18 protein-coding genes and 1 tRNA gene are annotated in these 22,125 nt (G+C 68.3%); 3 read left to right on the forward strand and 16 right to left on the reverse strand.

The window, feature by feature from the left end:
- Positions 1-13 precede the first annotated feature (13 nt).
- From AC5JJ2_RS15745 to AC5JJ2_RS15780, 8 genes are all read right to left on the reverse strand, one after another.
- A complete protein-coding gene (locus tag AC5JJ2_RS15745; RefSeq protein WP_495858962.1) occupies positions 14-844 on the reverse strand; it encodes an ABC transporter ATP-binding protein in 831 nt (276 codons plus the stop codon).
- Entirely contained in the window at positions 841-1,686 is an 846-nt protein-coding gene (locus tag AC5JJ2_RS15750; RefSeq protein WP_495858963.1) for an MlaE family ABC transporter permease, read from the reverse strand. Before AC5JJ2_RS15750 ends, AC5JJ2_RS15745 begins: the two co-directional genes overlap by 4 nt.
- Before the next feature lie 137 nt (positions 1,687-1,823).
- On the reverse strand, positions 1,824-3,227 hold the full coding sequence (mgtE, locus tag AC5JJ2_RS15755) for a magnesium transporter (RefSeq protein ID WP_495858964.1): 1,404 nt from the start codon (positions 3,225-3,227) through the stop codon (positions 1,824-1,826).
- 54 nt (positions 3,228-3,281) lie between these two features.
- Positions 3,282-5,369, reverse strand: coding sequence for a serine/threonine-protein kinase (locus AC5JJ2_RS15760; RefSeq protein WP_495858965.1), 2,088 nt, complete (start codon positions 5,367-5,369; stop codon positions 3,282-3,284).
- 172 nt (positions 5,370-5,541) lie between these two features.
- Positions 5,542-6,156 carry a hypothetical protein gene (locus AC5JJ2_RS15765; protein WP_495858966.1) on the reverse strand — a complete coding sequence of 205 codons (615 nt, stop codon included), beginning with the start codon at positions 6,154-6,156 and terminating at the stop codon, positions 5,542-5,544.
- Between the two features lie 97 nt (positions 6,157-6,253).
- On the reverse strand, positions 6,254-6,610 hold the full coding sequence (locus AC5JJ2_RS15770) for a hypothetical protein (RefSeq protein ID WP_495858967.1): 357 nt from the start codon (positions 6,608-6,610) through the stop codon (positions 6,254-6,256).
- 2 nt (positions 6,611-6,612) lie between these two features.
- A complete protein-coding gene (locus AC5JJ2_RS15775; protein ID WP_495858968.1) occupies positions 6,613-7,032 on the reverse strand; it encodes a DNA-binding protein in 420 nt (139 codons plus the stop codon).
- Between the two features lie 113 nt (positions 7,033-7,145).
- Complete coding sequence (locus tag AC5JJ2_RS15780; RefSeq protein WP_495858969.1) at positions 7,146-8,573, reverse strand: outer membrane protein assembly factor BamB family protein; 1,428 nt, start codon at positions 8,571-8,573, stop codon at positions 7,146-7,148.
- A 168-nt stretch (positions 8,574-8,741) separates the two neighbouring features.
- Here AC5JJ2_RS15780 and pyk point away from each other — a divergent pair, with 168 nt between their 5' ends.
- Complete coding sequence (gene pyk, locus AC5JJ2_RS15785) at positions 8,742-10,181, forward strand: pyruvate kinase (RefSeq protein WP_495858970.1); 1,440 nt, start codon at positions 8,742-8,744, stop codon at positions 10,179-10,181.
- A gap of 238 nt (positions 10,182-10,419) precedes the next feature.
- Complete coding sequence (locus AC5JJ2_RS15790; protein ID WP_495858971.1) at positions 10,420-12,921, forward strand: hypothetical protein; 2,502 nt, start codon at positions 10,420-10,422, stop codon at positions 12,919-12,921.
- 228 nt (positions 12,922-13,149) lie between these two features.
- Here AC5JJ2_RS15790 and hemW read toward each other — a convergent pair whose 3' ends face one another.
- The 8 genes from hemW to AC5JJ2_RS15830 all read right to left on the reverse strand — a co-directional run bounded on the left by hemW (position 13,150) and on the right by AC5JJ2_RS15830 (position 20,992).
- Entirely contained in the window at positions 13,150-14,298 is a 1,149-nt protein-coding gene (gene hemW, locus AC5JJ2_RS15795) for a radical SAM family heme chaperone HemW (RefSeq protein WP_495858972.1), read from the reverse strand.
- 104 nt (positions 14,299-14,402) lie between these two features.
- Entirely contained in the window at positions 14,403-15,242 is an 840-nt protein-coding gene (locus AC5JJ2_RS15800; RefSeq protein ID WP_495858973.1) for a hypothetical protein, read from the reverse strand.
- A 22-nt stretch (positions 15,243-15,264) separates the two neighbouring features.
- Positions 15,265-15,876 carry an ATP-dependent Clp protease proteolytic subunit gene (locus tag AC5JJ2_RS15805; RefSeq protein WP_495858974.1) on the reverse strand — a complete coding sequence of 204 codons (612 nt, stop codon included), beginning with the start codon at positions 15,874-15,876 and terminating at the stop codon, positions 15,265-15,267.
- A gap of 214 nt (positions 15,877-16,090) precedes the next feature.
- Positions 16,091-16,750, reverse strand: coding sequence for a ClpP family protease (locus tag AC5JJ2_RS15810; protein ID WP_495858975.1), 660 nt, complete (start codon positions 16,748-16,750; stop codon positions 16,091-16,093).
- A gap of 88 nt (positions 16,751-16,838) precedes the next feature.
- Positions 16,839-18,296, reverse strand: a complete 1,458-nt coding sequence (tig, locus tag AC5JJ2_RS15815; protein WP_495858976.1) for a trigger factor — start codon at positions 18,294-18,296, stop codon at positions 16,839-16,841.
- 132 nt (positions 18,297-18,428) lie between these two features.
- Positions 18,429-18,500 (reverse strand) — tRNA-Gly (locus AC5JJ2_RS15820).
- Between the two features lie 246 nt (positions 18,501-18,746).
- Positions 18,747-19,598: a hypothetical protein gene (locus tag AC5JJ2_RS15825; RefSeq protein ID WP_495858977.1), complete on the reverse strand. Its 852-nt coding sequence runs from the start codon at positions 19,596-19,598 to the stop codon at positions 18,747-18,749.
- 56 nt (positions 19,599-19,654) lie between these two features.
- Complete coding sequence (locus AC5JJ2_RS15830) at positions 19,655-20,992, reverse strand: DUF1501 domain-containing protein (protein WP_495858978.1); 1,338 nt, start codon at positions 20,990-20,992, stop codon at positions 19,655-19,657.
- Positions 20,993-21,263: 271 nt separating this feature from the next.
- Between AC5JJ2_RS15830 and trpC the strand changes: the two genes are divergently transcribed.
- Positions 21,264-22,046 carry an indole-3-glycerol phosphate synthase TrpC gene (gene trpC / locus AC5JJ2_RS15835; RefSeq protein ID WP_495858979.1) on the forward strand — a complete coding sequence of 261 codons (783 nt, stop codon included), beginning with the start codon at positions 21,264-21,266 and terminating at the stop codon, positions 22,044-22,046.
- The last annotated feature ends 79 nt before the right edge of the window (positions 22,047-22,125 follow it).

Below are 22,125 nucleotides of genomic sequence, written 5' to 3' on the forward strand. Positions count from 1 at the left end.
CTCACCCCCCTCCCTAACCCTCCCCCCCAAGGGGGGAGGGAACAAATCCATGAACCCCGCCCGACTCTTGGCCCGCCTCCCCCGCGCGGCCCTCGACGAACTGCCGGACACGCGGGTCGGTCGCCTCGGCCAGCTGGTCCGGCGGGCCGTCGAACACGACCTGCCGCTCGCCGTCGGCCAGCTTCGCGAGCGGGTAGAACATCACCACCCGGTCCGCTACCTTCCGCACCGTCCGCATCTCGTGCGTCACGATGATGCTCGTGACCGGCCGCTTCTCCCGCGTTTGCAGGATGAGTTCGTTAATCACGTCCGTCATGATCGGGTCGAGGCCGGTCGTCGGCTCGTCGTACAGCATCACGGCCGGGTCGAGGGCCAGCGCCCGCGCCAGCCCGACCCGCTTCCGCATCCCGCCGGACAGCTCGCTCGGCATCTTCGCCTCGGACGCCTCCGGCAGCCCGACCTCCTTCACCCGCTCGCGGACCCGCTTCTGGATTTCGTCCGCGGACACGCCGCCCTTCGCCTTCAGGCCGAACGCGACGTTGTCGAAGACGCTCAGGCTGTCGAACAGGGCGGCGCTCTGAAACAGGAACCCGACGCGGAGCCGCATCGCGGTCAGTTCTCGCTCGCTGAGCGACCGCAGGTTCTTCCCCTCGAACAACACCTCGCCATCGGTCGGTTGGAGCAGGCCGACGATCAGTTTGAGCGTGACCGTCTTGCCGCACCCGCTCTCGCCGATGAACGCGACCGTCTGTTGCGGGAAGATGTCCAAGCTCACGTCGCGCAGCACTTGATGCTGCCCGAACCGGACGGAGACGTGTTGCAGGCGGATGAGGGGTTCGCTCATAGCGGCTTCGCCCCGGTCGGCGGCCAGATCATGTCGTGCAGGGTGTTGGCGAACAGGCCGAAGACGAAGTCCATCGCGAGGATGGCGATGAACGAGACGACGAACGCCTGCGTCGCGGCCCGGCCGACGCCGGTGGCCCCGGCCGCCCCGTGGAACCCGCGGTGGCACGCGATCAGCGCGATCACCCCGCCGAACGCGACCGACTTCGCCAGCCCCACGAACACGTCCCACAGGCTGACGAACGCCCGCGCGTGCTCCCAGTAATGGTACGGGTCGATGCCGTAGACCCGCAAGCAGACGACCGTGCTGCCGGCGAGGCCCATCACGTCCGCGACGACCGTGAGCAGCGGGATCATGAGCACGCACGCCAGGAACCGCGGGGCCACGAGGTACCGGACGGGATCGACGCCCAAACACGCCAGCGCATCGAGCTGTTCCGTGACCCGCATCGTGCCGAGTTCCGCGGCCATGGCGCTGCCGACCCGCCCCGCGAGCATCACGGCCGTCAGCACCGGGCCGAGTTCGCGGACGACGGACATGTTGATGATGGCCCCCAGCGACGTGTCGAGGCCGACCTGATGGAGCTGGGTGTACGCCTGGACGGCCAGCACCATGCCGATGAACGTGCCGGTTACAGCGACGACGCCGATGCTGCCGACGCCGATGCTGACGCACTGGGCGAGTAGCTCGCGGGGCTTGAAGTGGCGGGTGACGAGGCCGGCGGCGGCGCGGGCGGAGAACGCCGTCCAGTCGCCGAGGGCGACGAGCGCGTCGGCGGCGGCCGCGGACACGCTGGCGGGCGTGACCGGCGGCAGAACGGCATCGTCGGCGGCCGCGGCCATGCGGACGGTCCCTGTCGGGTGCGGGCGGAATCCTTCCCATCGTATACGTCGGCCGCCCGCCGCGAGCGGCTGTCGCGGCGGTGGCGGCGGTGGCGGTCCGGTACGCGGGCGGGGCGGCACAACCGGCAGGACCGGATTCACCCGCCGAAGAACAGGAGGGCGATGTTCGCGTAGATGACGATGGCCGCCACGTCGCTGAACGTCGCAATGGCCGGGCTGGACACGAGCGCCGGGTCGCCGCCGAGGCGGTGGATGACGAGCGGGAGCATCGCCCCCAGGAGCGTGCCGCAAAGACAAACGGCCACGACCGCCGTGCCGAGTACGATCGTCAATTTCACCAGGATGTCGTCGGACGGTATCAGCGAACTCGGCGTGAGGAAGTACGTCCGGAATAGCGCTAGGAGGCCGAGGGTTCCGGCGAGGGCGAGGCCCATTAACACCTCCCGGCCGAGGACGCGACGCCACTCGTAGGGTCGGATTTGTTCGAGGGAGAGGGACCGCACGACCAGGGTGGCCGCCTGGGACCCGGCGTTCCCGCCGACCGACATCACGAGAGGCAGGCACGCGACCAGGGCGGCGAAGGCGCGAATCTTCTCTTCGTTCCAGGCCATCACGTTGATGGTGAACATCTGGATTAAGAAAACCAACGCGAGGACCTGCACCCGGCTCAGCCACACCAACCAAAATCGGGCTTCCAGGTAGTTCCCTTCGATCCGCCCGACGCCGGCCTGTCGCTGCAAGTCTTCCGTCGCCTCTTCCTGGATCACGTCGATCACGTCGTCGTGCGTGACGATGCCGAGCATCCGGCCCTCGGCGTCCGTCACCGGCATCGCGATGAAGTCGTACCGCGCGAGGATTTGGGCCGCCTTCTCCGTCGGCTCGTCGTACCGCAGCGTCACCACCTCGTCCCGCACCAGGTCGCGGATCGGCGTGTCCTTCGGCGCGAGGATGAGGTCCCGCAGCGACACGACGCCGAGCAGCTTGCGGGCGCGCTTCCGCGCGTCCGGGCGGCCGCCCGGCGGCTCGTCGAGGACGTAGATGTAGTAGATCGTCTCGCGGTCGCCCGCCTGAGTCCGGAGTTGGTCGATGGCTTGCTCGGTCGTCAGGTCCGGCCGCAGCCAGGCGTAGTCGGTCGTCATGATCGCGCCGACCGTGTCCGCGCCGAACTCCACGAGCGCCGCCACGTCCTTGCGGTCCGCCTCGTCGAGCGTGGCGAGCAGCTTCTCCCGCAGGACGGCCGGGGCGCGGCGCATCACGTCCACGCGGTCGTCGTGCGACATCTTGCCGACGAGCGCCCCGACCTGCGGCCGGTCCTGCGCGAGCATTTCCAGTTGAAGCGGGTGCGGCAGATACTCGAAGATCGCGGCCTGGTTGCGAACGTCGGCGTGGCTCAGCACGTCCCAGATTTGCTCGGGCGGGAAGCCGTCGAGGACGGCCGCCATCGTTGCCGGGTGGAGGTCTTCGCAGAACGCGCGGAGGCCGGCCGCGTCCTGCTCTTCGAGCATCAACCGGACTTCGGGGGTGAACAGCGGGTCGGCCATCGGGCGGAACCTGAGAGTGCGCGAGCGGCGTCCGGCTGTTCTACACACTCCGTGCTACTGCCGCCGCTCCCCGCGGTCGCCGCCGGGCCGCCGCTCGCGCTCGCGGTCGCCGGGCGGGCCGTCGGGCCAACCGGGGCCGCGGGGCAGTTGGAACTCGGCGGCGCGCTTCCTGGCCTGCTCGGCGACCGCCGGCTCGTTCGCCCTGTCCGCCATGGACGCCAAAACGCGGTAGACCATCGGGTTCATCGGCGGGCCGGGGTCCGCGAGTTCCACCGCCCGCCGGTAGGTCGCGTACCGCTCGTTGAGCAGGGAGGGGTTCTGCGCCCAGAACGGGGCCATCGCGGCGACAGACATCGCGTACTCGCGGGACACGTCCGGCGAGTCGGGGAACTTGAGGATCAGCCCGTCCAGCATCTCGACGGACCGGCGGACGGCCGCCTCCGCCTTCTCCGGCCGGCGGAGGAAGAAGTTGAGCTGCCCGACCTTGCGGTACGCCTTCGCCGCGTCGAGTTGCAGCTTCGGGTTCGTCGCGTTCTGCTCGGCGAACTTTTCGTAGAAGGTAAGGACGGCCTCCAACATCGCGCTCGTGTCGTTGGCCGGCTGTTGGAGATTCAGGCCGCCGGGCCGCATCCGCGGGCCTTCGTCGCCGGGCCGCGGTCGGCCGTCCCCGTCGGGCGGCTTGGTGTCGTTCCGCCGCGACCCGTCGGGCGGCTTCGGCTCGCCCTCGCGCGGCCCGCCCGGCGGGCGGTCCATTCCTCGGGGGAACTGGACCATCATCGGCCCGAACGGGTCCGGCCCGCCGCCCGCCGCCTCGAACACGGCCTCGAACGCGGCCAGCGACAGCGCGAGGTTGTCCGACAGCTTCTGGTTCGCCTCCTTCGCGTCCTTCAAGAGTTTCTGCTCGTTCGCCAGCGCGTCGCGGGTGCGGGTGTAGCTCACCCACCCGACGGCGGCGGCGAACACGAGCGCCGCCGCCGTCACCGCGGACAATGCCGCCAGGATCGGGTTCCGCTTCGCCCACAGCCACGCCCGCTGGAACACGGACGACCGCCGCGCCCGGATCGGCTCGTCGTGCAGGAACGCGTCGAGGTCGTCCTCCAGCTCCTGGGCCGTCGCGTACCGGCGGTCCGGCTCGCGGGCGATGGCCTTCAGGATGATCGTCTCCAGGTCCCGCGGCACGCCGGGGTTCAGTTGCCGCGGCGGCGGCGGGTCGTTGTCGCTGATCTTGCGGATCAGCACGGCCGGGTTCGAGTCGTCGAACGGCATCTTGCCGGTGACGAGTTCGTATAGCGTCATGCCGAGGCCGTACACGTCGGTCCTTGCGTCGGCGACGCCGCGGAGCGCCTCCGGGGCCATGTACGCGATCGTGCCGAGCAGATCGCCGGTGGCCGTCAGCGATTCGCCGTCGGTCAGCTTCGCCAGCCCGAAGTCGGCGACCCAGACCGTGCCGTGGTGGTCGAGCAGCAGGTTCCCCGGCTTCACGTCCCGGTGCAGCACGCCCTGCTCGTGGGCGTACTGGAGGGCGTTCGCGGCGGCCCGGCCGATACCCGCGATCCGCCGCCACTGGTTCGGGTTGACCAGCGCCTTGGACGCCGGCCCCACGTCGGACGTGTCGCGGGTCCGCCAGTTGGCGATCACGTCGTTCAGCCCGCAGCCGGGGATGAACTGCATGACGAAGTACGGCACGCCGTCCTCCTCGCCGACGCCGAAGACGGGGACGATGTTCGTGTGGTGCAACTTCGCTGCGACCTGGGCCTCGCGGAGGAAGCGTTCCCGGCGGACGGCATCGTTACGGCCGGGCAGCGGCAGGAGCTTCAGCGCGACGCGGCGGCCGAGCGTCTCCTGCACCGCCTCGTAGACGACGCCCATCCCGCCGCGGCCGAGTTCCCGGACGATGCGGTAGTCGCCGAGCTTCGTGGGCGCGTCCTGGGCCGGGTGGACGGTCGGCAGCGACGACGAGTGCTTGTACCGCTTGAGCATCTCCATCTGGGCGACGGCCGGGAGCAGCTCGCGGAGTTCGTCGGCGAGGGCCGGATACTTGTCGGCGTACTGCGTGATGGACGGAACTTCGCCGCGGCGGCAGCGGTCGGCGAACTCCTCGGCGACGAGATCGAGCGGGTCCCGCTCGGCGGTCGTGTGCATGGCGAATCTTTCTGGAGTGTGCCTTCAGTGTAATTCGCCCGGCCGCGGCGGGAAGCGGGCCATCGGTGATAAACGCGAAGCGGCGGGCCGCAGGCCCGCCGCTCATGGATTTTTCAGGGGAACGTCGCGAGTTTCGGTACTCCGAAACAGGTAAGGTGACTTCCAACGGCATTCATGTCTCTGGAAGTCGTGTCGGCTTCTGCATCGCCTCGAACTCTCCCCGTGTAACGGCACGGCTCCGCCCTTTTTCGATGCGCGTCTGTTGATCCTCCGCCTCGTTCGGGTCGAATCGTCGGGCCTTGTTCCGTTGTACGGTGGACAGCACGACCCAGACCAAGCCCGCGAGCAAGAGAACCGAACCTGCCGTAACCAGCCGCGACAGCGCATGGTCGCTTGGCCGTTCGTGGTAATTGACACCCCAGTACATGGCGCTGACGAGAGCCAACAGACCGACGAGAAGAGCCATTACCACGGCCATGACAGGCCACGGGGATCGTGTTTCGATTAACTTCGGAAACATGAACGCTTGGTAGTGCCCGCACATGGGGCAAGGGACCGGGTCGAAGTCGTTCGCCAAGTACTGCCCGAGTATGTCTTGAGCACCAGATTCGGCGTTGTCCTGTGCGGTCTCCGCGTACAGCCCGTATACGCTCGTGCCGGCCCCAACCCCCTCGCGCTCGAGTACGTAGACGTACTCGGTTTTGCAACTTTCGCACGGGACAAGTTTCAAGACCCGTCCCCGCACGGTTGCGGTGTAGTTCGTCCAGAAGACGACAATCGGGATCATGAGCGAACTCCCGTCCAACGGGCGTGCCTCCATGCCTCAATCGACACCCTATCATTTCTCGCGGCAACGTCGCCAGAAGCGTCCGGTTGCCCGAGAACTAGGAAGCATAGACGTAGGTTTCGTCAACACTCATCTGCCCCAGCCGGGGCCGACGGCTTCGCGTAAGGATCGGCGCACCTCCGGTGCCGCGAATGTCGAGCAAGTCTTTCGCGATCGGGTTTTGAGGGCCGATCAACTTGACATCGAACGGGTCAATGCCGAACGTCGGGTTCGCTTGAATCGTGGTAAAGACCGTCCCGTATGCTTCGGTTATCCCGCGGTCGTCCACGTCACGGGACGCGATGTAGAGATACCAATCGCCGCCGTCGGTCGATTTCGTCCAACCGCTCACGGCGACATCGAACCCGGCATTTCGCAGCGATTCCACGAGAGCCTTACCGCCGTCGATCTGCATTCCTACCAGTGTGTCTTGACCCATTGCAGCACCCCGTGGTTCGGTTCCCGGATGGCTTCGATGAGAAGGGTCGCTTCGGCGACCGTCCACCGCATGTACCGAGTTTCTTCGCTCCAGTCCTTCACGGTCAACCAGTTCGCGGCAAGTTTTGGATCCGTAGCCATCGCCGCTCTCCTGGCTTGTTCGAGGCCAGCTTGCGTAACCAGGACTTCCGGATTGTGCGTGAAGCACTTCGCGGCGAAGTTCTTGTCCGGGAAGTCGTACTGGGCCGTCAACTTCGCGATGCACGCCTTCAACGCACACTCGACCGCGTACCCGGCCAGGTAATATGCGCCGTCCGGCATCGGCGGCGTCAGCCTCAGCAGCGCGACCGCTTCAGTCAGTCGGAGGTCGGCGAGTTGCTCCAAGTCCGCCTTGTTCACTCGCCGCCCTCGTTCATGATTCTAGCTCGGTAAACGCGCCAGGGGCGAGAGCGGACGCAACAGCACTCCGCCTCGCCCCAGGGTAACGATTCCCGCATGGCAGGTCAAATCGCTCACTTCTCCGCGAACGCCCACAGGTGGTTGGCCGACCGCACGTACAGCACGTTGCCCGCGATCGCCGGGGTCGCGGCGACGCGCTCGCCGAGCTTCGGGTTCTTTGCCGCCACGTCCGGGACGGCCTCGCCGGCCTTGAAGACCGTGAACGTGCCGTCGTCGAGCGTCACCGTGTAGATGTGGCCGTTCGCCGCCACCGGGGAGGCGTAGTACCGGCCGCCGGCCGCCGCCCGCTCCTGCACGTACACCTCGTTGCCGGTCTTCGCGTCGTAGGCCGTCACCAGGCCGCCGTCCTTCACCATCACGTACTGGCCCTTGTACAGGATCGCGCTCGGCACGTAGGGCAGGCCCTTCGTCTTCCGCCACAGGACGTGCGTTTTCGTCACGTCGCCCTTGCCGCCGGCCTTCACGGCGAACGCGGCGTTCTTCGCGGTGCTCATGAACTTCAGCGTCGCGTCCCACTCCTCCTTCGTGATGAACCCGTCCTTGTCTGTGTCGTTGTTGTCGAAGAACCCGGTGAGGAACGATTGCTCCGACTCGGCCTTGCTCAGCTTGCCGTCCTTGTCCTTGTCGGCCTCCAGCAGCTTCGCGAACGTCGGCATCTGGAACTCCTTGTCCTCGGCGTCGCCCGGCGACCACCCGGCGAAGTAGATCGCGCCGTCGCCGACGACCGGGGTGGTACACGCGGCGGACGGCATCCCGGCCACGCTCCACTTCTCCTCCCCGGTCTTCAGGTCGTAGGCGATGAACCGGCCGTACCCGACGCAGAGGACCTGCTTGCCGCCGTCGGCTTCCAGAATCGTCGGCGTGCCGTAGCTGGTCGGCGACTGCCGCTTCGTCTCCCACACCCGCGACCCGGTGGCGGCGTCGATCGCCAGAATCTTCGGCTCCTTCGTCTCGTCGCGGAGCAGCACCACGAGTCCGTCGGCGAGGATGGGCGACACGCCGGTCCCGAAGTCGGCGGCGGTCACGGCCGGGGGCAGGTCGTACTTCCAGAGGAACTTGCCGTCGGTGTCGTGGGCGAACACGCCGCAGGAGCCGAAGTAGGAGACGACGACCTTGCCGTCGGTCGCGACGCTCGACGCGGCCGGGCTGCCCTCGGTCTTGTGGAAGGCTTCGAGCTTCGCGGCCGGGGACTCCTTCCGCCAGAGTTCCTTGCCGTCGGCCGTCGCGTAGGCAACCGTGTAGAGCTTGTTGTTGTCGAAGGCGGTCAGGAAGAGTTTGTCCCTCGCGACGACTGGGGACGACATGCCGGGGGCGACGGGGACTTTCCACTTCAGGTTTTTTTCGGGGCCGAACTGCACGGGCGGCTTCTCGGCGTCGGCGACGCCGGACCCGTTCGGCCCGCGGAACTGCGGCCAGTCGGCCGCGGCCACGGGCGACAGCGAGAGGACCAGCGCCAACCCGGCGCGCACGCACTTGAACATGGGGAACCTCGTTCGAGACGGTGGGCGAACACGGACACCGGCGCAGACATGACCGGAAGATTACCGCGCGGGTTCGGCGGGCCTTACAAGAATTTCTCGCGCGGCCTTATCTGCCGCGTCGAGTTCGTAAACAAAGTGCGTGCCGCGTTCCCTTCTCGGAAGCTCACCATGCGTCGAACGAAGATTGTCGCCACGCTCGGGCCGGCCACGGACGACCCGGCGGCGCTCGAGGCCGTGCTAAGGGCCGGGGTCGATGTCGCGCGGATCAACTTCTCGCACGGCGTCGCCGACGAGCACCTGGCGCGGGTGCAGCGGTTCCGCGACGCATCGCGGCGGGTCGGGAAGGTGACGGCCGTACTCGCCGACCTGCCGGGGCCGAAGCTGCGGTGCAAGATTCCGGCGGAACGTCCGCTCGCCGTCGGCGACCAGATTTCGTTCTCCCTCAACGACGCCGTCGTCGATCCGAGCGACATCGTCATCACGGAACCCGAGTGCCTCGTGGACGTGCGGCCGGGGCAGCGCGTCCTATTGGACGACGGCCGGCTGCAACTCGAAGCGGTGAAGGCCGACGGCGGGCGGCTGTTCGCGAAGGTGCTCGTCGGCGGGCCGCTGAAGCCGAACAAGGGGATCAACCTGCCGGACACGCCGCTGTCGATCTCGGCCGTCACGGACCGCGACCGGCTGGCCATCGAGGTCGCGGTGAAGGCGAACTGCGACTGGCTCGCGCTCTCGTTCGTCCGCGGGCCGGAGGCGGCGGCGGAGCTTCGCGAGGTCGCGGCGACGTTCGGCTACCGCGGCCCGGTGCTGGCGAAGATGGAACGGCCGGAGGCGGTCGAGCGGATGGTCCCGATCATCCACGCATTCGACGGCCTCATGGTCGCCCGTGGCGACCTGGGGGTCGAGATCCCGCTCGAACAGGTGCCGATGGCGCAGAAGCGGCTCATCGCCGAGGCCCGGTACGCGGGGAAGCCGGTCATCACGGCGACGGACATGCTCGACTCGATGCAGAAGAACCCGCGGCCGACGCGGGCCGAGGCGAGCGACGTGTCGAACGCCATCTTCGACGGTACGGACGCCGTCATGCTGTCCGGCGAAACGGCCGTCGGCCAGTACCCGGTCGAGGCCGTGAAGTGCATGGCCCGCATCGCGGAGGAGACGGAGCAGCACCTGCGGGCCACCCGGCAGCAGCGGCCCCCGCGGGCGTCCTTCCACCAGGTCAACGACATCGACGACCCGCTGACGCAAATGGCGTGCGACCTGGCGGAAGAGGTCGGGGCGGCCGCGATCGTGACGCCGACGATCACCGGGCGGACGGCCCGCCTCTTGGCCCGCAACCGGCCGTGGGCGGATGTCCTCGCGCTGGCCCCCGGCGATGTCGTCCCCCGTAAGTTGGCGCTCGTCTGGGGGGTGCGGCCGATGCCGCTCAGCTGGCTCGCGCCGGGCGAGGATCGGATGGAGGCCGCCGTCCGCGATGCGTTCCGGGCCGGGGCGCTGAAGGACGGCGACCGCGTGATCGTGCTGGCCGGCCACCCGATTGAAGGGGGATTGCATCATCCCACGGTGCGGGTCGTGCGGGTCGGCGAAGACGGTTCGTCTCGGAAGCCCTGACGCATCGGCCGGGTTCGATCCGTTGTCGGCATCCTGTCGGGGTTCGCGCGGCGCGGCCGGGCGAACCCCGGTTCGTTTCCTGTCCGCCGCGCGGCGCGGCATCCGATCAGAACCGGACAACAAGGCAAGGACTGCCCCAAATCCGGACGCCTGTACGGGGTGGGCTTGCGCCTGCTTCGGCTCTCGGCGGCGGAGGACGGGCGGCAGGACCGCTACGACCGACACCGAGGAGTCCGGGATGTTGATGCCGCCCAGTGGACGGTTTAGGCTCCATTGTCAGCAACTCGAATCCCGCGAAACCCCTTCCGCCCTCGTGGCCGAGTCCTTCGACACCACCCCGTTCCCGTCCGCCCCCGCCGGGTGGCAGCAGTGGGCGAGCCGCGGGAACGGACTGTATTCGATCAGCCGAAACTTCGCGACCTCCGGCCAGCAGGCCCTCGCGATCCGCGGTAGCGCCGACACGGCCTCGCGGTTCTGGGACACGGCCGTCGTCGGCGGCGACGTAACGGTGCAGGGGTACGTGCTGTCGTCCGCGCCGGCCCCGGTGCTACTCTTCGCCCGCGGCTCGAACTTGGAGTCGGCGGCCGCGTCCTACGTCGGCGTGACCACGACGGACGGCGGGGCGGTCGCGGTCGTCGAATCGGTCAACGGCGTGGAGCGGGTGGTCGCGTCCGCGACGCCGACGGCGAAGCCGGGGGAGACGTGGCTGCACGTCACGCTCTCGCTAACCGGTGAGCGGGCCGCGGTCCGCGTCCGGCGGGCCGACACGGGCGAGTTCCTCGCGGCCGACGGCCGATGGGGGGCCGAGGCGGGCGACGCGATTGCGACGACCGTGACGCTGGTTCCCGGCGCGGGGCTGGCGGGCCTCGGCCGGTCACCCGGCGGGTCCGGCCCGGCCTACGTGGACGACTTCACGGTCCTGCCGATCGCGGCCGCCCCGCCCGTCAGCTCGCCGACGGCGGGGCAGAAGTATTCGCACGTCCGGATCGCGGAACTGGCCTACGACAAGACGCCGGTGGCCGCGTTCGAGAAGAACCTCGCGGCGGAGTCGGTCGATCTCGTCATCCCGAACCCGAAGTACCTGGACACGTTCGAGGAGGCCGCGCCGGGCACCGCGAAGGTGCTCTACAGCAACGTGTCGAACCTGTACCAGGACTTGCTGCTCGACTGGTTGAACTACGCCGACGCGACGGGGGCGAGCCGTGAGGCTGCGTTCTACCACGTCGCGGAAGCGACGGCGTCCACCGGCAGCAGCGCGTCGGCACAGCCGGTGACGTGGCTGTGGAACGTGTCCCGCGGGGCGGCGGACGGGACCGGCCCGGTGACGGGGCTGACCTCGAACGCCCGCGCGGACCGTAGCGTCGGCGTGACGTTCGGCGGGGCGGGCGAGGCCGTCAGCTTCGGGTTCCCGGACCGGTTCCGCGAGTTGAACGTGACGACGGCCCGCGGCCCGCAAGCAGGATGGGCCGGGACGTGGGAGTACGCGGCGGCCGTCGATTCCGCGGGCAAGCCGACGGCGTGGAAGCCGCTCGCGCTCGTTTCCGACGGCACGAACGGGTTCGAGAGGTCCGGGCAAATCACGTTCGACCCGCCCCGCGATTGGGTGGCGAGCGCGGCCGGGGATTACCGGCTGTTCACCGTCCGCTTCCGCACCACGGCCGGCACGGCGGCGCAGGCCCCGGAGGCGAAGTCGGTCTTCGGCCGCGACTACGTCCACGCGAAGGGGACGGACGACGCCACGATCCCCGCGTTCGACCATGCGGCCGACCGCGACGGCGACGGGCACTTGAACGACACGGAATATTCCCGGCGGCAGACCGGGTTCGACGCCCGGTTCGTTCACGAGTCGCGGCTGTTTTACCCGTACTACGGCCAGATGCGGTTCGTCACGAACCCGACGGCGGCGGCCGTGAAGGACTGGGCGGCGGACTACCACGCCCGGCTGCTCGCGGCCGAGCCGCACGCGGACGGGTTCTTCCTGGACAACGCCGGCGGCCGGCTGCCGTTCGCCGGGACGCCGGTGGTCGAGGCCACGGCGAATTTCACGGCGGACTCGGCCGGGCTGATCGACGCGATGCGCCGCCGGCTGACGGGGAAGCTGGTCGTCGCGAACACGTCCGGCGGGCGGACGGAGGCGAACGGCCTGACGGCGGCGGCCGGGGCCGCGTTCGAGGAGTTCCTGCTTCGGCCGAACGAGGCGAACTGGACGCAGCTCGGCGACGTGGCGGACACGGTGAACCAGCGGCTCGCGGCCGGCGACGGCACGGCCGTGATCCTGGACAGCCACCCCGGCACGGCCGCGAACATGACGGACGCCCGCACGCAGCTCGGTGCGCTGTCGTACTACTACCTGCTCGCCGACCCGGCGCGGACGTACCTGTCGATCTGGGGCGGGTTCGCCCCGGCGGCCGCGTGGTCGAAGAAGTGGATTCCGGCGGCGGCCGTGAACGTCGGGAAGCCGGTGGGTGGGATGACGACGTTCGCGGAGGGCCGCGACCCGCAGGACGCGAAGCTGGCGTACAAGGTGTTCGGGCGGGAGTACGAGAACGCCCTGGTGCTGTTCAAGCCGCGGTCCTACGCGCTGGGGAAGGGGACCGGCACGACGGCCGACGCGACGGCGACGACGCACGACCTCAACGGCGAGTACCGCGAGCTGCGGGCCGACGGCACGCTCGGCCCGGCGGTGCGGCAGGTGACACTGCGGAACGGCGAGGGGGCGGTGTTGGTGAAGGCCGCGTGACAATTCCGACAGATAGCGGTGGGCTTGCCCACCGTGCGGCCGGAGTCTTCGACGGCCGCACCACGGAGCCTCTCACAGGGAACTATCGCGGTGGAAGGAGCGTTCCAGCGGGAGGAACGCCTTTACACCCTCCAAAACCTATCCGCGACGGGAGGAACGTCCCCGTGGGAGGAACGCCCTCGCGGGTTCTCGCGGACTCGAACCCGCACGGTGGGCAGAGCCACACCGCTATATGACGGAGACCACAACCCCGTCCGCCAGGCACTTCCCGCGGCGGGTCAACCGCACGCTTCGGCTGTCGTCGGACAGCAACCCCTCGCGAACGAACGCCGCCACCTTCTCGCCAACTAACTCATCCAACCGAAATCTCGTCTGCGCCAGAAATTCTTCGCGCGCGATCCCGTCGCCGCGGCGCAGCTGTGTCGCGATCGTCTCGACCGCCCGCTCCCGCGGCGGCAATTCTTCGCCCTGGAACGTCGGCGACTCGCCGCTCAGCACCCGCTGCACGTACAGCTTCGTGTCCCGCACGTTCAGCTCGCGGCGGCCGCCGACGTACCGGGCCGCCCCGACGCCGACGCCGTGGTACGCTTCGTTCGCCCAGTACCGCTCGTTGTGCCGACACCGCTTCCCCGGCTTCGCGAAGTTAGAGATCTCGTAGTGCTCGAACCCGGCGGCCGTCAGCCGGTCCATCGCGTGTTCGTACATCGCCAACTCGTCGTCCTCGGCCACGGTCCGCACGGCCCCGCGCTCGCGGTCCTTCCAGAGCGGCGTCCCCTTCTCGTAGGTCAGCCCGTAGGTGGAAATGTGATCCGGCTCGAACGCGAGTGCCGATTCGAGGTCGGCCTGCCACTCGGCGAGCGACTGGCCGGGGGCGGCGAAAATCAGGTCGAAGGAGAACGCCGGGACGTGCTTCCGCACGATCCCCACGGCCTTCGGAATCTGCGAGACGCCGTGCCGCCGGTCGAGGGCGGTCAGCAGGTCCGACTGGAACGACTGCACGCCGACGCTGACGCGGTTCACGCCGAACGCGGCCAGCAGCTTCACCTTTTCCTCGTCGAGGCTCTCCGGCGTCGATTCGACGGAGAACTCGTGATCGCCCGGCGACACGAGTGGGAACCATTCGCGAATCGCGGCGAGCAGCCGTTCGAGGTGCTTCGCGCTCAGGTACGTCGGCGTGCCGCCGCCGATGAAGAGCGTTTCCACCGGCCGCGGCGTGCCGAGCGATTGCAACTCCAGCGTCAGCGCGTCGAGGTAGAGTTCGATGAGGTGGTCTTGCCCGGCCGTGACCGCGAAGTCGCAGTACCCGCAGTGGTGGCCGCAGAACGGGACGTGCAGGTACGCGGTGCGGGGTTCCAGCCACGCGGGAGCCGTAAACATGGTGTCATAGTAGTAGGCACACTCCGTGTGCCGTCTGCTGAACGCCGCGGAGACCTGCACGAGGTCCCTGCAGCCATAAGGAGACGGCACACGGAGTGTGCCTACTACTTTGGCCGCGCCGGGGCCAACCGCACCGGCGACGCCCGCGACTCGCGCGGCGGCGGAAGTTCCTCGATACGCGGCGGGTTCGTCGGGACCGTGTCCGGCGGTAGGCTCGGCGGCGGCACGTTCGGGATCAGCGCCGGCGGAATCAGCGGCGCACCCTCGCCAAGAAGGGGCTGCACGTCCCGCGCGCCGGGGACGGTGCCGGGCAGCACGCGGACGGTCACGTCCTTGTCCGCCTCGAACACGCGGCCGTCGAGCGTCTGCACCCGCACCGCGATCCGCACCTTCTCGTAGGCCGGGACCTGGTCCCACTGCAAGAGCAGGTAGTAGCCGGTCGCGAACAGGCCGCCCCGCCACGTCTTGCGGAGCTGGTCGGCGCACACGTCCCACCGGCCGATCGGCGTCTTCGTGCCGTTGCGGGCGACCTCGTAGGCCAGCACCACGACGTTCGCCGGAACCTTCACCGCCGAGTTGTCCTCGTCCCGCGGGACGAGCACCACTTGCAGCGACTCGTCGCCGGGCTGGCTGTCGTTGTCCGCCCCGCCGGTCCCGCTGCCGAGGATGACCTCCTTCAGCGGTTGGAACGGCATCCCGGTTTCGCCGTTCACAATCCCCCGCGGCGTCTGCTGGTAGGCGCGGTTCAAGTCCCGGCTACTCCGCAGGTCGGATCGCGCCTCGGCCAGTTCCCGCTCGCGGGTCCGCAGCTCCGCCTCGAGCAGGTCGTACCGCGGGTTCGTCCGGCAGCCGCCGAGCAAGACCACGCCGCCTAACAAAACGAGCCGACGCCACCGCGACTTTTCGCGGTAGCGTCGGCTCAAGTTCGGGTCCGTGGTGTGCATCCTGCGGTCACGGCTGTCGCCGTCAGTCCGTTTTGGGTCGGGCCAAGCCCTCGGGCATCCGCTCCAGCACGCCGTCGATGAGGCCGTAGGACTTCGCCTCTTCGGACGCCATGAAGTTGTCGCGGTCGGTGTCCTTCTCGAGCTGCTCGAGCGACTTCCCGGTGTGCTTCTTGAGAATCTCGTTCAGCCGCTTCTTGGTCTTCAGGAACTCCTTCACGTGGATCTGAATCTCGGTCGAAGTCCCTTCCATCCCGGCCAGCGGCTGGTGGATCATGATCCGGGCGTTCGGCAGGGCGAACCGCTTGCCGGCGGCCCCGGCCGTCAGCAGCACGGCCCCCATGCTCGCCGCCATGCCGATGCAGTACGTCGCGACCGGGCAGGTCAGGAACTGCATCGTGTCGTAGATCGCCATCCCCGCGGACACGCTCCCGCCGGGGCTGTTGATGTACAGGTGGATATCGGCCTTCGGGTCCTCGAACTGCAGGTACAAAAGCTGGGCGACGATCAGGTTCGCCATGTCGTCCTGGACCACGCCCTGCAGGAAGACGATCCGGTCCTTCAGCAGGCGGCTGTAGATGTCGTAGGCCCGTTCCTCGCGGCCCTTGCTGTCGATCACCATCGGAACTAGCGGCATCGTCGGACCTCCTCGCGGACGGCCCCGCCGTCGTTATCGGCGGGCGGTCCGCTGGATTGTGAATGGGGTTCGGTGGCAGTGCCACGCGGCCTAAATGTCTGTCGTTACAACCGATGTTCGCCGCAAAGCCCGGCGAACGGCACGGCGTCAGCGTGCCGGTGTTCCAGCCGGCGCTCCCCACCGGCACGCTGACGCCGTGCCGTTCGCCGAAGACTCACTTCTTCGCGTCCACGGGCTTGCTCAGCACGTCGTCCACCAGGCCGAACTCCTTCGCCTCGTGGGCGGAGAAGTACCGGTCCCGGTCGCTCTCCCTCGCGATGATTTCGAGCGGCTGGCCGGTGTGCTGGGCCATGATCTGGTTCAACCGGTCGTGCGTCTTGATGAGTTCGCCGGCCTGAATCTCGATGTCCGACACCTGCCCGCCGACCTGGCCGTAGGGCTGGTGGATCATCACCTTGCTGTTCGGCAGGGCGTACCGCTTCCCCTTCGTCCCGGCGCAGAGCAGCACGGCCGCCATGCTCGCGGCGAGGCCCATGCAGTACGTGTGGATCGGGCACTCGACGAACTGCATCGCGTCGTAGATCGCCAGCCCCGCGGACACGCTCCCGCCGGGGCTGTTGATGTACATGTGGATGTCGGCCGTCTTGTTCTCGGTGACGAGGAACAGCAGCTTCTGGATGGTGATGTTCGCGAGGTAGTCGCTGACGACCGGGCTACCGCCGGTCTCGGGCGAGCTGCCGATGAAGATGATGCGGTTCTCCAGCAGCAGGTCGCCGAGCGTCATCGTCCGCTGCCGCTGGTACGCGCCCCGCTGGGCGACGGGGTCCAGGAGCGACGGCCGGATCGCGGCGAGCGGGTCAAAGGGTGGGAGCATCGCTGTCGCCTTTCGTGGGCGGAAAAAAAGCGGGGGGCTGACGCCCCCCATTCCGATCTAGAACGTCTTTACTACTGTACGCGCGCCGTCAACTCTTGGCTTCGCCCTCGGCGGCCGGGGCCGCGGCTTGCTCCTCCGGCACGACTTCGCTGGAAATCGTGGCGACCTCGTCCGTGTCGTCCGCGGCCGGGTTGTACTCGTACTCCTCGTAGGTCGCGTCCTTCAGCACGAGGTCGAGCGCCTTCCGTTCCAGCAGTTCCGTCGCGAGCGCCTCGATCAGGTCTTCCTTCTCCATGCGGGCACGCACCTTCCGGTACGTCTCGCCGCTGCGCTCGGCGATCTCCGCGATTTCGTTCTCGATGTCCGCGTCCTCAATCTCCAGCTTCTCGACTTCCGCGATCTTCTGGAGGACGAAGTGCTCCTTGAGGGCCTCCGCGGTGCTGCGGATGGCGTCGATCTCGAGCATCCGCTGGCGGCCGGCGATCTGCTCGTCGGTCATGCCGCTGGACCGCATCTCCATCACACGGCGGGCGAGCGTCTTACGGGCCTGCCGCTTGAGCAGGTCTTCCGGCAGGTTCCACTTCTGCTCGCCGGCCAACTGCTTGAACACCTCCGTCCGGGCGACCTGCCGCTGGACGTACTCCATCTGCCGTTCGAGCCGGACGCGGATGAGTTCGTTGAACTGCTCGACGCCCTTCACGCCGAACTCGGACACCGTCTCGGCGTTCAGCTCCGGCAGCTTGATCGTCTTCACGTCGTTGATCTTGAACGTCGCCTGCACCGTCGCCCCGGCGAGGGCCGGGTTCGCGATCTCCTTCGACAGCACGATGTCCACCGTCCGCGTGTCGCCGACCTTCGCACCGGCCAGCTTCTTGCCGAAGTCCTCGGCGACGCCGTCGGCGAGGGCGAGCCGCTTCTCGACCTTCATGCGGGTTTCTTTGATCGTGTTCAGGTCCTTGCCGTTGTGCTGGATCGTCAGGTCCACGGTGACGATGTCGTTGAGCGCGACCGGCCCGTCCTTCGGCACGAGTTGGCCGTAAGGCTCCAGGATGCGGTTCGTCTCCCGCGTCACGTCGGCGTCGTTGACCGCGTGGACCGGCTTCTTGAGCTTCAGCCCCTTGTAGCTCGGCAGGTCGAACTCCGGGCGGACCTCGATGTCGAACTCGTACACGAACGGCCCGGCGTCCGGGATGACGATCGTGTGCGGGTCGAGTTCCGGCGGCGCGAGCGGCGAGATTTGCTGCTCGTCGGCGAGTTGCTCGAGGCTGGCCATCAGCACTTCCGTCTTGATCTCGGCGGCGACGGCCTTCTTGTACTGCTTCTCGATGATCTTCCGCGGGGCCTTCTTCGGCCGGAAGCCGGGGACTTGCACGTCCGCGCTGCGGACGATGTCCGTGTACTTCTCGTCGAACCGGGTGTCGATGACGGTCCGCTCGACGGTCACCTTGACGTGCTTCTTGCACGGCCCGGCGTCCTTGATCTCGACCGTCTGCGGCAGCTTTTGGGCGACGGCGTCCGGCGCGGTGATCGAGTCGGACTTCGTCATGGTCTCTGGTTCGCTCATCGGCACACCCTGTCTCGTCGCGTTTTCGGGAATTGAAGAACGTATGGAATTCGGCTGTTGCGGGAAGCCCTTACGTGAAGAAAGCCCAGCGATGACCATCGCTGGGCTTTCAAGAGCGGGTGATGGGACTTGAACCCACGACAACCTCGTTGGCAACGAGGTACTCTACCACTGAGTTACACCCGCGGTTCGTGTGTGGAGCATAGTAAGCTCGGGCCGCCGATTTTCAAGGGCAACCGGCACCGGATTTTTCCCGCTGCGTCTTCTCCCTGGGACCGCGGGCGTCCCGGATGCTGGACACGGTCTGCGGGTACTTGGACGGTCTTCTCCCTGGGACCGCGGGCGTCCCGCCCGCCACGGCCCCAGCCGCTTAAGATTGGTCCCAGAGACATCGAAGGTGGGCGGGCGGGACGCCCGCGGTCCCAGGGTCGGTCACTTCCCCACCGCCTCCGTGTACTCGCTGGCGAACACGAACTTCGTCCCCTCGCCGGCGTGGTTCGGGATCGTCTTCGCCGCCTTCAGCTTCGCCCCCGCGTACTTTCCGGTCTGGGCGTGGACGAACACGTCCCCCTCCCACAGCCACGGCACGAGCGGCTGGAGGTCCGCGGCGGCCGTCGGCGGGTTCTTGAACGCCGTGGCGACCGCGATCACCGCGTACCCGTTGTTGACGCCGCGGAGGGTGTGCGTCTGCGTCGCGTCGTGGGATTCACCCGTCCCCAGCGGCGGGTCGAGCTTCACAGAAAACGCGCGGTCCCACGTCCCCTTCTCGGCGACGGCCGCTTCCGGCAGCAACACGCGGAACGGCAGCTCGGCCTGCAACCGGTGCTTGGCCGTGTCTCCGCCGGTGGACGCGACCTCGCTCACCCCGCCGCGGGCGTCGATCTTCGCCGTCAGGATCGGCTTGTTCAGGTACTCGGCCATCTCCTTCGCCCCCTCCGGCGTGGCCGAGTCCATGACGATCAGGTCCGTCAGCACCTTCCCGTCCTTGCCGACGACCGGCTTCGCGATCTCCTGCTTCATGGCGGTGATGGTCAGCGTCATCGTGGCCGTCCCCGCGGCATCGACGGCCTTGACGTCCCACCGCTTGCCGATGGTCAGCTTCGTCGTGGTAGTCGTGGTTTCCGGCTTGCCGTCCTTCTGGAGCGGGGCCGTCTCGGTGATGGTCGTCTCGTGCGAGACGTTGAACGCGAGACGGTCGCCGGCCGTCCACTTGAACCGCAGCGGCGTCTGGGCGAAGGCGGGCGTGGGGAGAAGGACGACCGCGAGGACCAGGAATCGAACCACGACAACCCCTCCCGTGAAGGCCGGGAGGATAGCGTTCGGCGGGGATTGGAGGAAGGTCAGGTCCGAAACAGCCGCGTGATCGGCTCCCCGGCCGCGAGGCGATGCGGGCGGTTCGTCGGGTCGCGGATTTCGGCCGTGTGGTCGATGCCGAACCGCCAGAAGATCGTCGCCGCCAGGTCGCCGGGAATCACCGGGTCGGTCGCCGGGTACGCGCCAATCTTGTCGCTCGCCCCGTACACCGCCCCGCCGGTCACGCCGCCGCCGGCGATGACGACGGAGTAGCAGTCCGGCCAGTGGTCGCGGCCGGCCGTGCCGTTGACCTTCGGTGTCCGGCCGAACTCGCCCATCGCGACGACGAGCGTGGAATCCAGCAGCCCGCGGGCGTCCAGGTCTTCGATTAGTGCCGCCAGTGACCGGTCGGCGGGCGGCAGCAGGTGCTCGCGGAGTTGCTTGAAGTTGTCCGCGTGCGAGTCCCAGTTCTGGCCCTGTTGTTGGAAGTCGTACACGTTCACGAACGGCACGCCCGCCTCGACCAGCCGCCGGGCGACGAGGAGGTTCTGGCCTCGCATCGCGCTCGCGTGGGCGGTCTCGGGCGCGATGCCGTACTTCTCGCGGACCTTCGCCGGCTCGCGGGAGATGTCGGCCGCGGTGCGGATCGTTTCCGATTCGAGCAGCCGGTACGCCTTCGCGTACAGGTCGCGGAACTCCGGCGTCGTCCCCGGCCGTTCGAGCGAATCCAACAGCAACCGCCGACTCCGCTCGCGGGCCGTATCCACTTCCTTGTTCGCCCGCAGGTTCTCCGGGTGGTACGTCCGGGTGGCCGCATCGACGACGACGTGCAGCGGGTCGAACGCGCTGCCGAGGATGCCCGCCCCCTGGCACGGGACCGGGTGGACGTTGCGGAACGTGAACGGCAGCGACGCGAACGGGACCTCGGCCGGCCGGCCGCGGCGGGCGTGCGAGACGGCGCTGCCGTAGCTCGGGTAGAACTGCGGCTGCGGGGCGAACAGCTCGCGGTCCGGCCCGTCGAGCGGCCGCCCGGTGAGGGCGTGGATCGACGCCGAGTCGTGCAGCCGCCCGCCGTGCGTCACGCTGCGGATCACCGCGAGTTTGTGCGCGACCTTCGCCAGGTGCGGCAGGTGTTCGGAGAACAGCACGCCGGGGGCGGTCGTGCGGATCGGCTTGAACTCGCCGCGGACCTCGGCCGGGGCGTCCGGTTTCAGGTCGAAGGTGTCGAGGTGGCTGGGGCCGCCATAATAGAAGATCAGGATGCACGCGCGGATCGACTTCCTCGCCGCGGGCGCGGCCGCGGCTTGTGCCCGCCAAAGGCCGCCGAGCGAGAGGCCGGCCGCGGAGAGGAAGTGACGCCGGGTCTGTTTGTGGGGATCAGTCACGGGGTCGTCTCGCGACGGGCGTTGAGGTAGGAACTCTAGATTCGCACACCCTGCCGCGAAAAGCGAGTGGGGAAGCGGAAATAGTAGTAGGCACACTCCGTGTGCCGTCTCCTTCCCGTCGCGGAGACCTGCCGGAACACACCGCGGCATTCAGCAGACGGCACACGGAGTGTGCCTACTACTATGACCGCCGCGGGGCGTTCGTCCGGGTCGCTGCGTCCGACAGGAGACGGCACACGGAGTGTGCCTACTACTATTTTCCGAGCAACACATGCCGAACGTCCTGGACCGGATCGTCGAAACGAAGTGGCGGGAAATCGCGGCCGCGAAGGCCGTGCTGCCGGAGGCGGACCTGGAATCGCGGGTCCGCGGCCTGCCGCCGGTGCGGGACTTCGTCGCCGCGCTGAACCGACCCGGCGAGGTGCGGGTCATCGCCGAGGTGAAGAAGGCGTCGCCGTCCGCGGGCGTCATCCGCGCGGACTTCGACCCGGTGCGGATCGCGACGACGTATGCGAACCACGGGGCCGCGTGCATCAGCGTGCTAACGGACGAGCAATACTTCCAGGGCCATCTCGACTACCTCGTGGCGATTCGGAAGGCGGTAGACGTGCCGTTGTTGCGAAAGGAGTTTATCCTCGACCGCTACCAGTTGCTCGAAGCCCGGCTCGCCGGGGCGGACGCGGTGCTGCTCATCGCGGAGATTCTGCCCGGCACGCGGCTCGGCGAACTGCACCTGGAGGCCTACCGCTTGGGGCTGCACGTCCTGGTCGAACTGCACGACGCCCACGAGCTGCCTCGGGTGCTGGACGCCGGGGCGGTGCTCGTCGGCGTCAACAACCGCGACCTGCGGACGTTCGCGACGCGGCTGGAACACACGTTGGACCTGATGCCAAAGATTCCGCCGACGGCGACGGTCGTGAGCGAGAGCGGGATCAAGTCGAAGGCCGACCTCGACCGCCTCGCGGCCGCCGGCGTGCGGGCGGTACTTGTCGGCGAGTCGCTGATGCGGTCGCCGGACATCGGCGGCGCGCTGGACGAGTTGCGGGGGGTGTAACTCGCGCCCCGAACGTCTCGTTCGCAGCGTCGCGGGGACGGACGGCCGATTGCGGTGGAACGGACGGCTTGGCGAACGG

It is taken from the genome of Limnoglobus sp. (assembly GCF_059499385.1).